The following is a 15,011-nucleotide window of genomic DNA, read 5'->3' on the forward strand; positions in this document are numbered from 1 at the left end:
GCCCATGAACAACCCCGCCAAGACCCCGGAGAGCTTGTCCCCGGTCAAACGACAGCTGCTCGAGCAGCTCCTCAAGCAGAAGCAAGGCGTCGGCGGCCAGGCCCCGCTGGGCCGCGCCGTCCCTCCCGTCGTCCCCATCCGGGTGAAGGGCCACCGGGAGCCCTTCTTCCTCGTCCACCCCATCCTCGGGGTGATCTTCCCGTACTACGAGCTGTCCGCGGCGTTGCAGCTCGACCGGCCCATGTTCGGCATCCAGTCCTTCGAGGACAGCGGGGCGCTCATCCCGCAGCGGACCATGGAGGACATCGCCGCCTACTACGTGCAGCGGCTCCGAGAGGTACAGCCCACGGGCCCCTACTTCCTGGGCGGCTGGTCCTTCGGAAGCATGGCCGCGTACGAGATGGCGCGTCAGCTCACCGAGCAGGGGCAGGAGGTCCGCTTCCTCGGGCTCTTCGACACCTGGGCACCGGGCGCGGGCACGGTGACGACCTACTCGCGCTTCGGGTACTCCGTGGCGCGCGACATCTGGAGTCTGGCGTCTGACTATGTCTACCTGCGGGAGCAGCGGACGCCCCCGAAGGCCCAGGGAAGCGCGGAGACGTCGCGCAGCCGCTTCGCCGCGGTTCCGGATTGGGTCCAGACCCGGGTGCGCGGAGTGCGCTCGACCCTGCGTGAGATGCGAGCGGGCTCCTCCGACTTCCAGGCCGGAGCCGAGCAGACGCCGAGCCTACGCCCGCTCTTGAACGCGTACGCGATGAACAGCGCCGCGGTGTTCCGCTACAAGCCCAGGCCGTACACGGGGCGGGTCACGCTCTTCCGCACACGGGCGGACTCCGCGCTGCATGGCCGCGACCCCAGCTGGGGCTGGGGCAGGCTGGCCCAGGGCGGCGTGGATGTTCACGCCATCGACGGCAACCACATGACCCTGCTCAAGCCCCCGCACGTGCAGAGCCTCGCGGCGAAGGTGAAGGCCTGCCTGGAGGCGCTGGACGCTCGGACCTGAGGGCCTCAGTGATACCGGCGCTACACCGGCGGGGGCGCGAGCGCGGCGTCCCCACCGGTGCGGGTGCTACTGGACGGCGAAGAGCAGGTCGTCGTGGTCGTTGCAGGCACCGCGCGCGGTGAGCCCCGGCACCTTTGAGAGGAAGCCCTCGAGCCTGTCGTAGGGCTACCGCTGTGGTGCAGGGACCCTGGCGTAGATGATGGCCACCCGGGCGGCGTTCGGTCCGCCACCGGGCACGCCCGCGGGCTGGGCGCCCACACCGACGTGCGTCAGGCTCGCATCCATCAACCAGGGCGAGCGCGGCAGCCCCAGGGGGTCATCGACCGCATGCACTTCAATGGCCACCGACTCGGCGCCGGGGAGGGCCTTCAGCGCCCGCTCGTACAGCGCCGGGTCGGTGACTTCTCCGGGAGGCTGGCTGCTCCGAGCCACCTCCGCCGCGAGCTTCGCCAGGACGGCGTTGGGCTTCAGCGCGCGGAGGGTGGCGGGCCGCAGCCTCGCCAGCAGCCGGTAGGAGAGGGCTTCGGGCGTGGCCGCGCCGCCCTTCATGGAGTCCAGCGGACGCCGGGTCAGCACTTCCACCACGAGCGCTTCGCGCCGCCCCTCGACCTCCCGCCACGCGAGCCCCACTCCCGCGAAGCGCATCGCGGGCTCCAGGAGGTTGCGGCGGGCCTCGGCGGTGGTCTCGAGGCTGAAGTGCGCCGCGAGCGCGCCGGCGCCCCAGCCCACGTTCTGCCCACCCCACAGCGGATCCGTCTCGCGGGCGTCGCACATCGCGGACAGATCGACGTTGCGGCGCTGGTCCACGCTGGCATCCTGCGGGACGTAGTCACACGTGGGGTTGTCGTCAGGCAGGCGGTCGCGCGCCGAAGTGCCGTCCGGTGCCTCGATGCCGAAGAAGCCCTCCCTCACCATCCGGTCCGCGTAGGCCTGTGCCACTCGCTCCACGAGCCCGTCGCGCTTCACGGGCACGAGCCCGGCCGCGGAGCGCAACGCATTGATGCGGGCCTGCATCCCGAGGCGGGCCTCGGCCAGTCCCGCAGGTTCCGCGGGGGCCGGAGCCGACGCGCCCACCCGGACCCGGAAGACGCCGCCAACGTTGAGGCGTGGGCCGTCCCCTCCCGTCACCGTCACGGTGTGGACGCCCGGCTGGGAGAACCGCGGCTCCACGCAGAAGGACCGCGTTTCGGTGGGGGCCGGCAGGTCGCGCTGCCGCACGAAGCCGACCCCCTGGACCTCTCGGCCAGAGGGCGCCGTGCGGGCCGGAAGCAGCTTCATCCGGGTCACCGTTCCATCCGGACGGGAGACGTCGACGTTCGGTGCGCTCAGCGGAGGCAGCAGCTCACCACACAGGCGCACGCCCTGGTCGGAGGCCGACAGGGCCCGGGGAAAGCGTTCGAGCTGGACCCGACGGTCCGTCTTCATCACGACGAGGGCCACCTGCGAACCCTCGAGGGCCACCCCTACGCCCAGGTGCGTGCCTCCAGCCTTGCGCAGCTCCGGGTTCTCTTGAAGGAGCTCGAGCGCATGGGAGGGAACTCCCGCATGCACCGCCACGGTGGAGACCACGATGTCGGCGCCGCCTTCCTCGCTGATGGCATCCGTTGCCGTCAGCGCATCAGGAGCCCGCGCCGCCCCGGCGCCCAGCGCCCGCTTCGCCAGACGCCTCGCGGCCCGGACGAGCACCTCATCCAGCACCGGCTCGGGTTGCCCTGCCGCCGCGGCCTGCGTCTGCAGAAATCGAGCAGCCCGCTGCTCCAACACCGCCGGCTCCGGCTCGGCCGCCGCCGCCACGAGGAAGACAATCAGCCCAGCTGGAATCATCGAGGCAGCCTATGGAATCCACCGAGGGAATACGAGCGCGACGCCTCGCCCCATTCGCCGCGCGGATGATCTCATCAGCACCCCATCCCGTCACTCCGTGGGCGTCGCGCTGTCAGTGGGAGCCACCGCGGGCGCGGCCTCCATCACCTGGGTCACAGGGGAATTGAGCACCCAGGAGAAGCCATGCCCCGCCCGAATCGCCCTGTAGGTTCCCCGCATTCCGCAGCCGGTGACTCCCACCGTCACCGGGTCCAACTTGGACACCGTGAGGTTCGTCCGCTCACACGACAGGTCGAACTCCGCGCGGAACCTCACGTCGGGAATCCAGGTGCACTGGCCCATCCGGCAGCGCAGCTCGTAGACCCCTTCAGAGCCACAACCGCGCATCTGATACTGATTCTCCCCGAGATAGTTCGGCGTCAGCTCCGCGGCACACTTGAGATCCCTGGCGGCGATCTTCTCCAGGTTCGCATAGCGCTTGGCATTGATGGATGGTCCCATCTGGGACAGGTCGACCTTGGAGTTGCTCCGGCTCCCGCCACAACCAGCCCCCAGCAGCAACGAAACACCCAGGCACGTCATCGACCATCGCGAGAGGTTCATGGGCGCCTCTCTACCATGCACTTGACTGCCCATTCACCGGGCAAACGCAGCCAACGATGACGTCGAACCGCGGCGAAACGCCGCATGGCGCCGCGCCGGAAGGGAATGCCTTCCGGAGCGGCCTGACTCCGCGAACGCCCAAGCCTCAGCTGGCCTTGGGCGGCTCGGCTGACTCGGGTGCCCGCTGACGGACGCCGAGGAACAGCAGGGAGGTCAACGTCATCAATGCCATCAACGATGCGTATCCCACCAAGGGCCAGGCGGTGTCACCGTCGAGCATGACGATCATCAGCGTCCCCAGGACCCCGACGATGAGGCTCTGGACGCAGAAGTAGAGCGCGACGGCCGTCCCCGCCACGGCGCCGAAGGCCTGGAGTGCGCCATTGGCGGTGACGGAGGCGGCGAACACGATGCCCGCCGCGATGACCCACATCGGCACGATGAATGTCCAGAATGACGGGGCCGCGAGGAGCTGTCCGGCGGCCAGCATCGCGGCGCCCAGCAACAACAGGAGCATCCCTCGGGTGAGGCTCCCCGCCAGCCCCCAGCGGGCCACGAAACGCTTCGCGAAGCGCGTCGTCACGATCATCGCGAGCGCGGCGGTGGCGAAGGCAAGGCTGAACCCGAACGCCGAGAAGCCAGCCTGCCCCATGAGGACCCGGGGCGCGGTGGAGAAGAACACGAAGAAGGCCCCCATCGCCGCGCTGAAGCCCAGGGTGTACGTCCAGAACGTGGCGCTGCGCAGGATGGGCTTGAACGCGGCCCCACGGTGAGGCCCGCCGGCCGGACGCGTCTCGTGCCACCTTGGCAAGGCATTCAGCATCGCCGCCGTCGCCAGGACGCCGAGCGTGATGAAGATGGCTCGCCATCCGAAGTGTTTCGCGAGCAAGGCCCCGGCGACCGGACCGAGCGCCGGAACGAAGGCCAGCATGCTGCTGAACAAGCTGTAGATGACCGCGCTCTCGGGCCGCTCCGCGTACACGTCCCGGACTGTCGCGAACGTGGCGACGAGGGCCGCGGAGGCCCCTACCGCTTGCAGGAGCCGGAAGCCAACGAAGAGCGCGGCGTTGGACGTCCCCGCGAGCAGGAACGAAGCGGTCGCGAACAACAACGCACCGCCCAGCAACACCCGGCGCCGGCCGATGCGATCCGAGACCGGACCGAACACCACCTGTCCAAGCCCAAGCACGGCCATGTAAAGGCTCAGCGTGAGCTGGATGAGGGTGGGAGAGGTATCAAGGATTCCGGCCATCGCCGGAACCACGGGCAGGTAGATGTCCATGGCCAGCGAGGCCAGGAGGTCGAAGGGAGCCATCAGCCACAGCGCTGCTGGCACGGAGTGATTCCACGACAAGGATTTCGGGTCAGGCACGATCGCATCCGCACAAATGAGGAACATCTGGCGGCGCTCTGCCACTCCACGGGGACCGGGATGAGCTGGGGCAGATGGCCGCGGCAACGGTTGACGTGTCGCCGCGGCTCACTCATCTGCGGATTTGGAGTTTCCCATCCTGTTGGCTCCGGCGTGCGCCGTGTCCGCGCACGAAAGCGGGCGTGAGGTTAGCAGCCGCGACCACGCTGCTCAATCACCCGGAGCGCCGCGAGCCAGCGGGCCGCGGCACCGGCCCGCACCCGTGGGGAGCCAGGCCGAGCAGCCCACCGGTGCGGGTGCCGCAGGGTTGGGAGTGGCGCTACTGGAGGCCGACGGGCGGCGCGTTCTGCGCCAGTCTCCTGGCCACGGCCGCCGCGCTGTCGCGCATGTGATGGAGCTGGTCGTCGAACCCCCCAACGCCCGCGCTCCCCGCGCGCTCGGTGTAGAGCAGCTCTCCGCTCTCGTTGATGTAGTGGACATAGAAGAGCGCGGTGCCATCGGCGCTGAAGCGCTCGGTATCCACGGTCGCGACCTGCGTCCCGTCCGCCGACCGGATCTCCTTCTGGATCGGGGAGCGGAACAGGTTCGCGACGGGGATGATCACGCCCTTGGCTCCGGACCGCTTCACGTACTCAGCCAGCTCCTTCTTCAGTCTCGGCGGGACGTTGAAATTGTCGGTGGCGATGTTCTGGAGGGCCTCGCACCACTCGCTGTCACCCTTCATTCTCTTGACCTTGGCCTGGGAGACGTCCTGGCCGTACGCGCTCCAGATCGCCGGCGCCACGTAGTCCTCGATGTTGCGGCTGACCTTCTCGTTGTTATCCGCCGGGTAGGCACAGGCGAGCAGAGGGGTGAGCGCATAGGGGCCGTCCAGTTGGGTCCACTTCCCGCCGGTGAAGTAGGTCGGGTTGGACGTCGCGAGACCTGGGACGCAGCCGGAGAGCGTGGCGACCGCCATCGTTGTGAGCAGCGCGGCGCGGAGGAGGGGTGCACGACAGGGGATCATGGGGACTCATCGAGCGAGGAGAGACAGCTCACGGAAATCCGTGAGCTGGTTGTACGTCCCGCCCCTCACCCAGGTTCCAACCCTTTTTCCTGGTTCACGGCGATTGCATCCGTCAAGCCCGATTGAAGCGGGCACGGGAGATCGCTCCAGATCGAAACCACTTCATGTCCACCCCGGGCGTTCACCCAAGGCCTCTGTCCTTCAGCCGAGCGTTCTGGCAGAAGCCGCGCGCATGAGCTTGCGATTGGGGATCTGGGGGCTGGCGTTGACGTTGTTCTCGGGCTGCGCGGCGAGCCGGGCCTTGTGCCCGGCCGAGGGAGGTCGACCCTGGCGCGAGGTCCGCAGCACGCATTTCCGCCTGCGCACGAACCTGGAACCGAAGGCGGCGTCCCAGACCGCCGTGGAGCTGGAGGAGTTCCGCAGGGCGCTGCTGCTGGCCTGGGGACCGGACTTCGACCCTCCGGGCACGGTGGACGTCATCCTGCTGAGCAATCCCCGCGACATGGAGGAGTTCACCCAAGGCCAGTACGCGGGCTTCGCGGGACAGACTCCGGACGGGCCGCGGATGGTGATGACGGGCGGCGGTGGCTACCTGTTGCCAGACGCCCCTGGTGACAAGGAGACCCAGGCGCATGAGATGGCGCACTACCTGAGCGCCTTCGCCCTGCCCCGCCAGCCCCGCTGGGTGGCGGAAGGCCTCGCCTCGTATCTGCAAACCGTCACCATCAAGCCCAGCAACCGCGACGTGGTCCTGGGTCAGGCCAGCCGGCCGCTGCTCCGCTACGTCCGCGAGCACGGCTGGCTCACGCTGGACGAGCTGTGGCAGTGGGACGGCCAGACCCAGCAGAGCTCCGCGGAGCTCCAGCGCCACTACGCTTCCGCGTGGCTGTGGGTGCATTACCTCATCAATGAGCACGGCGACCGGTTCGGCACCTTCCAGGATCAGCTGTCCCGGGGCGAGGAGCCGAAGCGAGCCTTCGCGGCCGCCTTCCAAGGAGCGACCGGCTTCCAGGAGGCCGTCACCCAGTACGTGCAGCTGGGGCGCTACGTCATCTCCACCCAGCCCCTGCCGCCCGTCCCCACCCAAACCCAGACGCGCGACCTCGCGCCCGCGGACGTGCACGTCATCCGGGCCCTGCTCTTCACCCAGGCGCCAGGGGACACCTCCCCGGAGGAGCGCCAGCGCAAGACGGACCTGGAGCTGGCGCAGGCGCTGAAGGAGGACCCCACCCACGTGGAGGCGCAGCGACTGCGGGCCGAGGGATTGGACAAGCCTGAACGGCTGAAGCTCGCGCGGCTGCTGGTGGAGACGCATCCGGAGGATGGCCTCGCGTGGGCGCTGCTCGCCGACGCGCTGGATGCCGAAGGGGAGCTGTCCGCCCCACAGGAGCAGGCCCGCAAGCGCGCCGCCGAGCTGCTGCCGGACAGTCCCTCCGTCCAGAACGAGCTCGCCTGGTACTACGCGCGCATCCAGCAGCCCCAGCAGGGGCTGGCGCCGGCCCTGCGCGCGGTGCGACTGATGCCGGGAAACGCCGGCATCCTGAACACCCAGGCCGCGCTGTTCTTCCAGTCCGGACGGTGCAAGGAGGCCGTGGCCATGGCGCGTCGCGCGCTCGACATGCTCCACGAGCAGGCCCCGGACACGGCGCGCCAGAAGTTCAAGCAGGTCATCACCTTGTATGAGACGAAGTGCGCCCCGGCCTCGGCCTCGGCGAAGCCGGAGTAGCGGCCTCCTCCGGGGGCCCGTCCAGCGCGGGCCCCCGCATCACCGTGCCGTCCGCCCCTGACCGGAGGCCGCACGCGCCGACTCAAGATCCTGGAACAGCGCCCCCCTGGGAATCCCTGCGTCCATCAGGTGCTTCTCGGCGGGACCGCTCACCCACCAGGCCGTGCACCCCGTGCGCGCGTGGAACCTCGCGAAGAGCGGATGAAGGAACGTGCCCATCCCCTCCAGGTTCGAAAGGTCCATCAGGAGGGGCGCGTCCGGGCCGACCGTGGCGAAGAGCGATTCAAGGTCCTTCGCATGCAAGGTCGAAAGACTTCCGAAGAGCCGGATGCGCCGAGGCGTCTCCTCGAACACCTTCGCGGTCAGCTCAGCGCTGACGTATGCGAACACCTGCTCCAGGTACCGCGAGGTTCCAGGTTCTTGGACCCCATCAGGAGCGCCGCGTCTTTCAGTGTGGCGGTCTCACCACGCCATCGGATGCTCAGCGTCCAGACGGGGAGCCCCTCGTAGACCGAGCCCACGACCGGGGCCCGTTCCACGAAGTCACATGACAGACAGAAAAGAGAGAACCAATCCCCAAGAGGCCCCCACTCCAGCCGGACCTCCCCGATGAGGCCACCACAGCGGGGACATCGGGAACCTCTCCTGGGATGAACTTGCATGTCACCTCTGGGAATCGAGGCCCGGGTCTGGCTCAGCGCTCGGCTTCGCCGGTTTCGAAATCCATTCTCGGACAGGCCCCCTGCAGGACCGCTTCCTTCACCTTCCGGAACCGGCCCGCCTCGATGACGAAGTCCCGCAGGGCACAGGTCTCGGGTTCATCCAGCGAGCCCCCTCTCCAGATGGCTCGCATCCACCGGCTGTCCGGGCGGAAGGCCAGCTGGAGCAGTCGGTAGCGCTCTCCGCTGACGGGCAAGGCCCGGATGTGGCCGTTCGTCTCGTCGATGACGAACCCGAAGAGGCACTCGGTGCCACAGCCACTGAGCATCACGCCGTACCGCCCTCCGAACGTCACCCCTGCCGCGGCGGCACGGCGGAGGCGGGTCCGGTAAAGCCTCACCTCCGCGTCGCCCCCTGCCACGTCCGGCTTCGCGAGGGGCCCGGTGTAGACCTGGACGGGGTGCGCCTTGAACGCGGCGGGCGGCAGCGTCGCGACCGGCTCCTCGGAGTCCCCCGCTGTCGAGGACTCCGTCGGTGGAGTGGCTGGCTCCGGGCGCGGCGCGGACGCGGCCTGCCCTCCCCACGCGACCCATGCGGCCACGAGCAACCCAGAATTCGCACTCGCCACGTTCGACCTCTTCGAAGGTCGCATGACCCTATCGTGCAAGGCCTGGCGCTGGAAGCCACGGCTCCCCCTCGCGCGAGGAGCCCTCCAAATCCGCTGGCGCCGCGCACGGCGCTACCGGCCGGGCGGCTTCAGGTCCTCCGGCAACCGGTCCCCGGGCGGACGCGGCAAGGTGTCAGGACGGTCCAGGCCGGACGGCGTCACGCCTCCATCATCCGAGCCCGCGTCGACAGCAGGCGGAGGCGACACGGGGGCTTTGTCCGAACAGCCGGCGAAGACCCCAAGACACATCACGAAGAGCCAGTGGCGCATGGTCGCTGTCTCCCGGCCGCGGCTAATACTTCACCCAGATGACCGTGCCCGGGTGGATCTCCGTGAGCGGCGTGGTGCCCGGCTCCTTCTGGATGAGCGCCTGGGTGACGGGGTTGAAGCTGTATGCCTGCGTGCCGGACCAGACGATGAGCGCGTCCTTGAACACCGTGAGGTCGTGCACGTGCTCCTCCACCGTGTACTGGTTCCAGCCCGGGAGGCGCGTGGGCAGCAGGTAGAGCGAGGGGGCCGGGTTCTCCGCGGGCGCCGTGCCCGCATCCGAGTCATGGCCATGTTCACCGCCGCTCGTGCCCGTCCAGGCCACCGTCGTCTCGACGCCGGCCGCCGTGCGGCATGTCTGTTCGGTGGGGAAGAACACGGTGGTGAACGGCTTGGCGGGCAGCTTGAAGCGCAGGCCCAGATGGAAGTAGTGCGTGTCCGCGGCCTTGACGTCCCCCAGCGCCTTCGTCCAGACCACCGCCGTCACGTTGCCCGCGCCGTCCTTCTCCACCTCCGCCTTGCCGAACGTGGAGTCCACGGGCCGCACCCCTGTCACGCCCTCCGGGATGAGCACCCGCATCCGGTACGTGTCCGCCCCGTCACAGCCATGGCTCACGGTGAAGTCGGCATCGAACGAGCCCCCCGCGTACGGCGGAGTGGGACCCGCCACCGCCGCATGCGCGAAGGCCGTGGTGGACAGCAGCGAACCCGCGACGACGCACAGCGGCCCCAGGGGAAACTTCATCGGTGACTCCAGGAAGGAAGAGGAGAAGCCGTACGGATAGCAGCCCTCCCTGTCATCCCCGGATGCGGTCAATTGTCGCAGCACCCTCCCCGGCAACACTTCACGGCAGGGCGATGCGCCCCGGCGCGTTGCTGGCCCCCTGCTCGGTATGACAGGTGTTGCAGTCCCCGTTGGTCTGGAGCGTGCTCATCTCACGCGAGCGGCCATCCGCCCCCACCAGCCGCACACGGTAGGGCAGCGGGAAGGACGGCTGAAGGCTGTTCGACATGAAGTTGCCCGCGGAGTTGGGCGTGAGCGTGAGCCGCGTCTGCCCTTGCGAATCCAGGATCTCCACCTTCACCTCGGACGGCGACGCCAACCGGGGGTCGCACCCATCCGCCTCGTGGAGCGTCGGGTACACCGTGCCCATGAAGAAATACGCCATGGAGGGCGCCTGCTGGAGGTGACAGTTCCGGCACGCATGTCCGGGCGCCATGCTGGCGCCGGTTCCGCTCGCCTCGCTCCAGAAGCTCCCGCTCGAGCAAGTCGTCGGGGCCGGGCCGGCTGGCAGGCTTCCGCACGTCCCCGCCGGCATCCCCGACTCCAGCCACGCCGTGAGCACGGCGCGCTGCGCGTCTGGAAGGGACGGCTCCGACTTCGGAGGCATGGGCGCCGCCGCGCTGCCCAGCCGCTCCAGGCTGCGCTGTCCTACGCTCTGCAGGGCATTGACCGAGGAGGCGCGCTGGAAGTCCGAGCGCGCGAGCAGCGCCATGGGCGCGCTCCCCTTCAGGGGCGTGGTGTGACAGTACGCGCAGCGCTCCGCCACCACGGCCTTCACGTCACAGGGCAGCTCATCCGGTCCCAGGTCGGTGCCCGCGTCGCTCCCGCCCCCACCCTCGTCGGTCCCCGAACAGCCGAGCGCGCCGCACAACAGCAGGCCCCACATCCAACCCCGGCTCAGCGCCCCGCGATGCGTCCTCGTCATGGTGTCCCTCATCCTTTCGCGCGCGCGTTTAACACGCCCCCGCCCCCCTCCCACCTGTGGCAAATGCGCGCAGGCGTGAAGGGATGCCGCATCGACGCCGCGCCAGTCCCAGTGACACGATGCCCGCCCCGCATGGACTGTCGTGCCGCGGGGCTGGCGCCAGGGCGCCTTTGGCATTGCAGGGAAAGGTCGAGGGAAATGTCGGCGCAATATGACCGGATTGGGGAGAAGGTCGCGGACTGGGATGTCCTGCCGGTGCGCTCGGAGTCCATCGAAGGCCACACCTTCTTCAAGGCGCTCGGGGCCGTGCAGGGCCGTGCGGTCCTCGACCTGGCGTGTGGCGACGGGCTCTACACGCGGCAGTTGAAGGCGCGCGGCGCCAGCAGGGTGGTGGGCGTGGACATCTCCGAGGAGATGATTCGCGGCGCCAGGCGGCACGAAGAGGAACAACCGCTGGGCATCGAGTACCACGTGGCGGACGTGGCCGACATGTCTCCGCTGGGCACCTTTGATTGCGTGACGGCCGTCTATCTCCTGCACTACGCGCACTCGCCCGAACACATGCTGCGGATGTGCCGGAACATCCATGCCCACCTGAAGCCAGGGGGCAGCTTCGTCACCTATGCGTTCAATCCCGGGTTCAGCGCGAAGGGTCCCAACAGCACCCGGTATGGCATCACGATGTTGGACTTCCCTGTGTCACCCCGGGATGGGCAGGCCATCTCCGCGGAGCTGCACACGAAGAGCCCCTTCACCATCCACTTCTCCTACTGGAGCCAGGCCACGCACGAGCAGGCGCTGCGAGAGGCGGGCTTCCACACGCTCACCTGGAGGCGCCCCGAGTGCGCGCCCGAGGGGATCGCCCGGTACGGACAGGCGTTCTGGCAGGACTACCTCGACAACCCGCACGCGGTCGCACTGCGCTGCGAGCGGTGAACCGGGCCCCGTGAAGGCCACGGTGTTCGAAGCCGCGAAGGCCCACGCGTTCCCGGCTGGGGCCGCGCCGTCCTCCCCGCGCCGGGGGTGAAGCCCCTTCCCCATGCACCAGGGAAAGGGGCTCCGTGCCGCGAGAGCGCCGCGGACCGTTCAGCGCTGGCGGCGGCGGCGCGCGGCCAGGGGAAGCGCCATCAGCGCGAGCGCCCAGACCGGAGCGCTGCTCGCGGCGGTGCAGCCCCCACCCCCCTCGCCTTCGCCGCCAGGGACGGGATCCACGACAGGTGAACCGTTGCCCACCTTGACGCTCAGCTTGGTGGACGCGGCGCGGTCCCCGTCACTTCCCTGGTCCGCGTTGGTGGAGTTGCCGGCGCCGAACACCGTGAGCGTGACGTCGGTGGAGGGCGCGACGAGGGAGAAGTTGAACCGCAGCTCCGTGCCAGTGAAGGCCTGGGGCGCCGTATGGGTCAGCTCGTTGCCCAGCTTCTTCATTCCGGTGCCGGCCTGGAGGTTGGCCGCCGTGCTGTCCACGGCGATGCCCACCCCACCCGTCTTCGCGGCCCCACCCCGGATGATGAAGGTGTACTGGCCGGTGGCCCCCGGCTCCAGCGCCGTGGGCCCCTCCAGCACGACGGTGGGCATTTCCCCGCCCTTGTGACACGTGCTGCAGGTCACCCCGTCCTTGCCCGACTGGCCGGTGATGCCCGTGCTGGTGGCGAAGGCGGGAGCCGCCCCCAGCAGCGCGACGACAAACACGCCGGTGCCGCGGAGCGGATGACGCATCTGATTTCCGTGCATGGTCTGGAGCCTGGCGCTAGCGCAGCTGGAGGAAGGAGAAGGACAGCCCCTGCGTCGTCACCGTGGGCTTGCCGCTGTCGCCCAGCACGTGGAGCGTCGTGGACGCCGCGCCCGCGCCGAACTCCGTGTAGAGCGTCTGGTTTTGCGACTCGAAGAGGAAGACGCTGCCGGAGGTGGACGGGAAGTCGCTCCTGCGCGTCGCCTTCAGCGTGTCGAGCTTCAGCTCCCACCACTGCCAGCCGGTGCCGCTCGCCACCGTGCGAGGATGGGTGCCCTCCGCCACGGGCGCGAGGCTCTCGTCGAGCACGCGCACGTACGCGGTCCCCTGCGCGCCCGGAATGAGGGCCCCCGCGGTGCCGCCGCCCACCAGCGCGTCCAGCGACTGGTAGAAGCTCGGGTCGAAGGTGTGCGTCTGGGGGTCGTACCGCAGCAGGCAGGGCTCCGGCGCGTCCTGGCCCACCACCCGGCGCACCGCCGCGCCGTAGGCCTCCGTCGCGACGTAGACCTTGCCATCCAAGCCCAGGGCGGCGTCGTGCGTGTAGCCGCACCGGTCATCCGTCGCGAAGGTGGCCGCGTCCGTCGCCGTGTTGATGGCGACCACGCCCGCCCGCTTCGTGACGTTGACGCCCGTCACCGGACGCCAGCCCACCGGCATGAGGATCTGCCCACCGGTCCGCACGACGGCCCCGGAGAACGCCATGATCGTGCTCGGGATGACGAGCGAGTCCAGCGGAATGGAGCCCGTGACCGTCATCGCCGAGGGGTTCCAGATGACGACCTGCGCGGTGGCGCCGTCGAAGAAGTAGGCCTTGGTGTCCGAGACGAACTGGAAGTTGGCCTGGTACTCGCCCAGCGACGTCACACCCTGGCTGGAGAAGCTCACGGTGCCCGCGGCCTCCAGGGCGCCGCGGCTGTTGAGCGTGTAGCGCGTCACCGTGGCGCTCTCGTCGCTCACCACGTAGACCGAGCCGGACTTGGGAATGCCCACGCCGAGCGCCCGGCCGGACACCTTGATGGCGCCGTCCAGCGACAACGACGCGGCCTGCTCGGCCTTCGCCGTCACCACGACGTAGCTCTCCACGGGGTCCGCCACGAGCAACTGCGTGGTGATGGCATACAGCGGGCCTTCATTCTCGGTTCCTTCCTCTCCCGAGTCGCCGCATCCCACGAACAGGGACAGGGCGAGCGCCGCGGTGGAGAGTGGGAGGGAACGCAAGGCAAACGAATGCTTCATCGGCGATGTCCTCTTGGAACGGGGGGATGGAATGCGCGGCGCTTCACCCGGGACGGGGACCCGGAAATGAAGATGATACGCATTCTCATTTTCAACCCAATAAGGACGCAGACACGAGATGTCAAGAAAGGGATGCGTTCCCGCCGAATCCGGACAACCTGGGGTTACCCTGGACCCTGGCCGGGGCCCAAGGCCGGGGGCTCCGGACCTGGGCATGCGCCTGTGCCTGCGCGGGGACGCCAGACGGCCTCCCCGAGGGTCAAGGCTCGAGCACGTCCGCGATCCAACTCTGGAACGAGGCGACCCGGGTATACACCCCGTGGAAATCCGGACGGGCACAGCCCTTGCCGAAGCTGGTGATGCCCACCTGAACCACCTGACCATCGGGCTGAGCCATCAGCAGGGGGCCACCGCTGTCCCCCTGGCAGGCGTCCTTACCGGGTTCGATGCAGCAGAGCATGCTGTCGAGGATGGGATACACATTCACGTACCGTGCCGAGCATTCGGCCTGGTTCGCGACGGGCAGGGTCACCTCCCGCAGGAGGAGGGACGTCGAGCCTCCTTCACGCGTGGCCCCCCAACCAATGGCCGTGACGGGCCGGCCCTCGGGAACCACCGTGGCCGCCGTGGCGAGTTTCACGGGTGCGAAGTCCCTCACGGGCTCCGCCAGCCGAAGGATCGCGATGTCGTTCTGGAAAGCGCCCTCGCCGGACCTGGGATGCGCGATCACGGAAACAATCGGAATCATCCTCCCTTTCTCCGTTCTCAGATTGTGTCGGCCGACAATCGCGAAGGAGCCGGTGGACACGTTGCAATGCGCGGCGGTCAGCACCGCGTCCTGTGAAATCAGTGAGCCCGCGCAATACTGGGTCAGCGTTCCTTCAGGGTTGCGGTAGGCCAGGGCCACGGCGAATGGCCATTTGCCTTGAGTCGATACAGTGCCTCCGACGATGGGCTGGAGAGTACGGTACTGAGGGGAAACCGCACGCATGCTACGGCCGACCGGCAGTGCTTCTGGGGCCTTGAAGACGACCGCGGAGCTGGAGACTCCGGTCGACGCATCCTGTCTCGCGGCCCCGCCCTGCTTCTTCGAGACAGTGGGTGAAGACGTAGCGCTGACCGCGGTATGGGCAATCACCAGCACCAAGGTCAGAGCCAGGGAAGCTCCAAGTGTCATGAACCTCATGAGGTGTTCTCCTCTTCGACGTG

Annotated in this window: 15 protein-coding genes; 3 read left to right on the forward strand and 12 right to left on the reverse strand. The window is 68.8% G+C overall.

Annotated elements, in window-relative coordinates; translation table 11 throughout:
- Positions 1 to 4: 4 nt before the first annotated feature.
- Positions 5 to 1,003, forward strand: coding sequence for a thioesterase domain-containing protein (locus GTY96_RS33355; RefSeq protein ID WP_143905678.1), 999 nt, complete (start codon positions 5 to 7; stop codon positions 1,001 to 1,003).
- Positions 1,004 to 1,168: 165 nt separating this feature from the next.
- Here GTY96_RS33355 and GTY96_RS33360 read toward each other — a convergent pair whose 3' ends face one another.
- The 4 genes from GTY96_RS33360 to GTY96_RS33375 form a co-directional block, all read right to left on the reverse strand.
- The gene (locus GTY96_RS33360) at positions 1,169 to 2,827 is read right to left on the reverse strand and encodes a CAP domain-containing protein (protein ID WP_161666826.1); all 1,659 of its coding nucleotides are present in this window, start codon (positions 2,825 to 2,827) and stop codon (positions 1,169 to 1,171) included.
- A 90-nt stretch (positions 2,828 to 2,917) separates the two neighbouring features.
- Complete coding sequence (locus GTY96_RS33365; RefSeq protein ID WP_161666827.1) at positions 2,918 to 3,430, reverse strand: hypothetical protein; 513 nt, start codon at positions 3,428 to 3,430, stop codon at positions 2,918 to 2,920.
- 145 nt (positions 3,431 to 3,575) lie between these two features.
- On the reverse strand, positions 3,576 to 4,829 hold the full coding sequence (gene cml, locus GTY96_RS33370; protein WP_201756642.1) for a CmlA/FloR family chloramphenicol efflux MFS transporter: 1,254 nt from the start codon (positions 4,827 to 4,829) through the stop codon (positions 3,576 to 3,578).
- 292 nt (positions 4,830 to 5,121) lie between these two features.
- Positions 5,122 to 5,808: a hypothetical protein gene (locus GTY96_RS33375; protein ID WP_143905670.1), complete on the reverse strand. Its 687-nt coding sequence runs from the start codon at positions 5,806 to 5,808 to the stop codon at positions 5,122 to 5,124.
- Between the two features lie 232 nt (positions 5,809 to 6,040).
- On the opposite strand from GTY96_RS33375, the gene GTY96_RS33380 reads away from it, so the two are divergent.
- A complete protein-coding gene (locus tag GTY96_RS33380) occupies positions 6,041 to 7,534 on the forward strand; it encodes a DUF1570 domain-containing protein (protein ID WP_161666828.1) in 1,494 nt (497 codons plus the stop codon).
- Between the two features lie 39 nt (positions 7,535 to 7,573).
- Here GTY96_RS33380 and GTY96_RS33385 read toward each other — a convergent pair whose 3' ends face one another.
- The 5 genes from GTY96_RS33385 to GTY96_RS33405 all read right to left on the reverse strand — a co-directional run bounded on the left by GTY96_RS33385 (position 7,574) and on the right by GTY96_RS33405 (position 10,837).
- Entirely contained in the window at positions 7,574 to 7,924 is a 351-nt protein-coding gene (locus GTY96_RS33385; RefSeq protein WP_143905666.1) for a hypothetical protein, read from the reverse strand.
- Between the two features lie 304 nt (positions 7,925 to 8,228).
- A complete protein-coding gene (locus tag GTY96_RS33390) occupies positions 8,229 to 8,822 on the reverse strand; it encodes a hypothetical protein (protein WP_161666829.1) in 594 nt (197 codons plus the stop codon).
- 111 nt (positions 8,823 to 8,933) lie between these two features.
- A complete protein-coding gene (locus GTY96_RS33395; protein ID WP_143905662.1) occupies positions 8,934 to 9,131 on the reverse strand; it encodes a hypothetical protein in 198 nt (65 codons plus the stop codon).
- Positions 9,132 to 9,153: 22 nt separating this feature from the next.
- Positions 9,154 to 9,873 (reverse strand): DUF1775 domain-containing protein, encoded by a 720-nt coding sequence (locus GTY96_RS33400; RefSeq protein ID WP_143905660.1) that lies wholly within the window; start codon positions 9,871 to 9,873, stop codon positions 9,154 to 9,156.
- 100 nt (positions 9,874 to 9,973) lie between these two features.
- Positions 9,974 to 10,837: a hypothetical protein gene (locus GTY96_RS33405; protein ID WP_161666830.1), complete on the reverse strand. Its 864-nt coding sequence runs from the start codon at positions 10,835 to 10,837 to the stop codon at positions 9,974 to 9,976.
- A 198-nt stretch (positions 10,838 to 11,035) separates the two neighbouring features.
- Here GTY96_RS33405 and GTY96_RS33410 point away from each other — a divergent pair, with 198 nt between their 5' ends.
- Positions 11,036 to 11,773: a class I SAM-dependent methyltransferase gene (locus GTY96_RS33410; protein WP_161666831.1), complete on the forward strand. Its 738-nt coding sequence runs from the start codon at positions 11,036 to 11,038 to the stop codon at positions 11,771 to 11,773.
- A gap of 150 nt (positions 11,774 to 11,923) precedes the next feature.
- On the opposite strand, the gene GTY96_RS33415 is transcribed toward GTY96_RS33410, so the two are convergent.
- The 3 genes from GTY96_RS33415 to GTY96_RS33425 all read right to left on the reverse strand — a co-directional run bounded on the left by GTY96_RS33415 (position 11,924) and on the right by GTY96_RS33425 (position 14,988).
- Positions 11,924 to 12,553 carry an MXAN_6652 family MXYO-CTERM-anchored protein gene (locus GTY96_RS33415; RefSeq protein ID WP_235686054.1) on the reverse strand — a complete coding sequence of 210 codons (630 nt, stop codon included), beginning with the start codon at positions 12,551 to 12,553 and terminating at the stop codon, positions 11,924 to 11,926.
- A gap of 31 nt (positions 12,554 to 12,584) precedes the next feature.
- Positions 12,585 to 13,784 carry an MxcI protein gene (locus GTY96_RS33420; RefSeq protein ID WP_235686055.1) on the reverse strand — a complete coding sequence of 400 codons (1,200 nt, stop codon included), beginning with the start codon at positions 13,782 to 13,784 and terminating at the stop codon, positions 12,585 to 12,587.
- A 277-nt stretch (positions 13,785 to 14,061) separates the two neighbouring features.
- The gene (locus GTY96_RS33425) at positions 14,062 to 14,988 is read right to left on the reverse strand and encodes a serine protease (RefSeq protein WP_161666834.1); all 927 of its coding nucleotides are present in this window, start codon (positions 14,986 to 14,988) and stop codon (positions 14,062 to 14,064) included.
- Positions 14,989 to 15,011: the final 23 nt, after the last annotated feature.

This window comes from Corallococcus silvisoli (assembly GCF_009909145.1).
GTDB lineage: Bacteria > Myxococcota > Myxococcia > Myxococcales > Myxococcaceae > Corallococcus > Corallococcus silvisoli.

Coding starts and splice junctions, on each gene's coding strand:
- GTY96_RS33355 (WP_143905678.1), top strand. CDS start 5: ATGAACAACCCCGCCAAGACCCCGGAGAGCTTGTCCCCGGTCAAACGA.
- GTY96_RS33360 (WP_161666826.1), bottom strand. CDS start 2,827: ATGATTCCAGCTGGGCTGATTGTCTTCCTCGTGGCGGCGGCGGCCGAG.
- GTY96_RS33365 (WP_161666827.1), bottom strand. CDS start 3,430: ATGAACCTCTCGCGATGGTCGATGACGTGCCTGGGTGTTTCGTTGCTG.
- cml (WP_201756642.1), bottom strand. CDS start 4,829: ATGTTCCTCATTTGTGCGGATGCGATCGTGCCTGACCCGAAATCCTTG.
- GTY96_RS33375 (WP_143905670.1), bottom strand. CDS start 5,808: ATGATCCCCTGTCGTGCACCCCTCCTCCGCGCCGCGCTGCTCACAACG.
- GTY96_RS33380 (WP_161666828.1), top strand. CDS start 6,041: ATGAGCTTGCGATTGGGGATCTGGGGGCTGGCGTTGACGTTGTTCTCG.
- GTY96_RS33395 (WP_143905662.1), bottom strand. CDS start 9,131: ATGCGCCACTGGCTCTTCGTGATGTGTCTTGGGGTCTTCGCCGGCTGT.
- GTY96_RS33400 (WP_143905660.1), bottom strand. CDS start 9,873: ATGAAGTTTCCCCTGGGGCCGCTGTGCGTCGTCGCGGGTTCGCTGCTG.
- GTY96_RS33405 (WP_161666830.1), bottom strand. CDS start 10,837: ATGACGAGGACGCATCGCGGGGCGCTGAGCCGGGGTTGGATGTGGGGC.
- GTY96_RS33410 (WP_161666831.1), top strand. CDS start 11,036: ATGTCGGCGCAATATGACCGGATTGGGGAGAAGGTCGCGGACTGGGAT.
- GTY96_RS33415 (WP_235686054.1), bottom strand. CDS start 12,553: ATGCGTCATCCGCTCCGCGGCACCGGCGTGTTTGTCGTCGCGCTGCTG.
- GTY96_RS33425 (WP_161666834.1), bottom strand. CDS start 14,988: ATGAGGTTCATGACACTTGGAGCTTCCCTGGCTCTGACCTTGGTGCTG.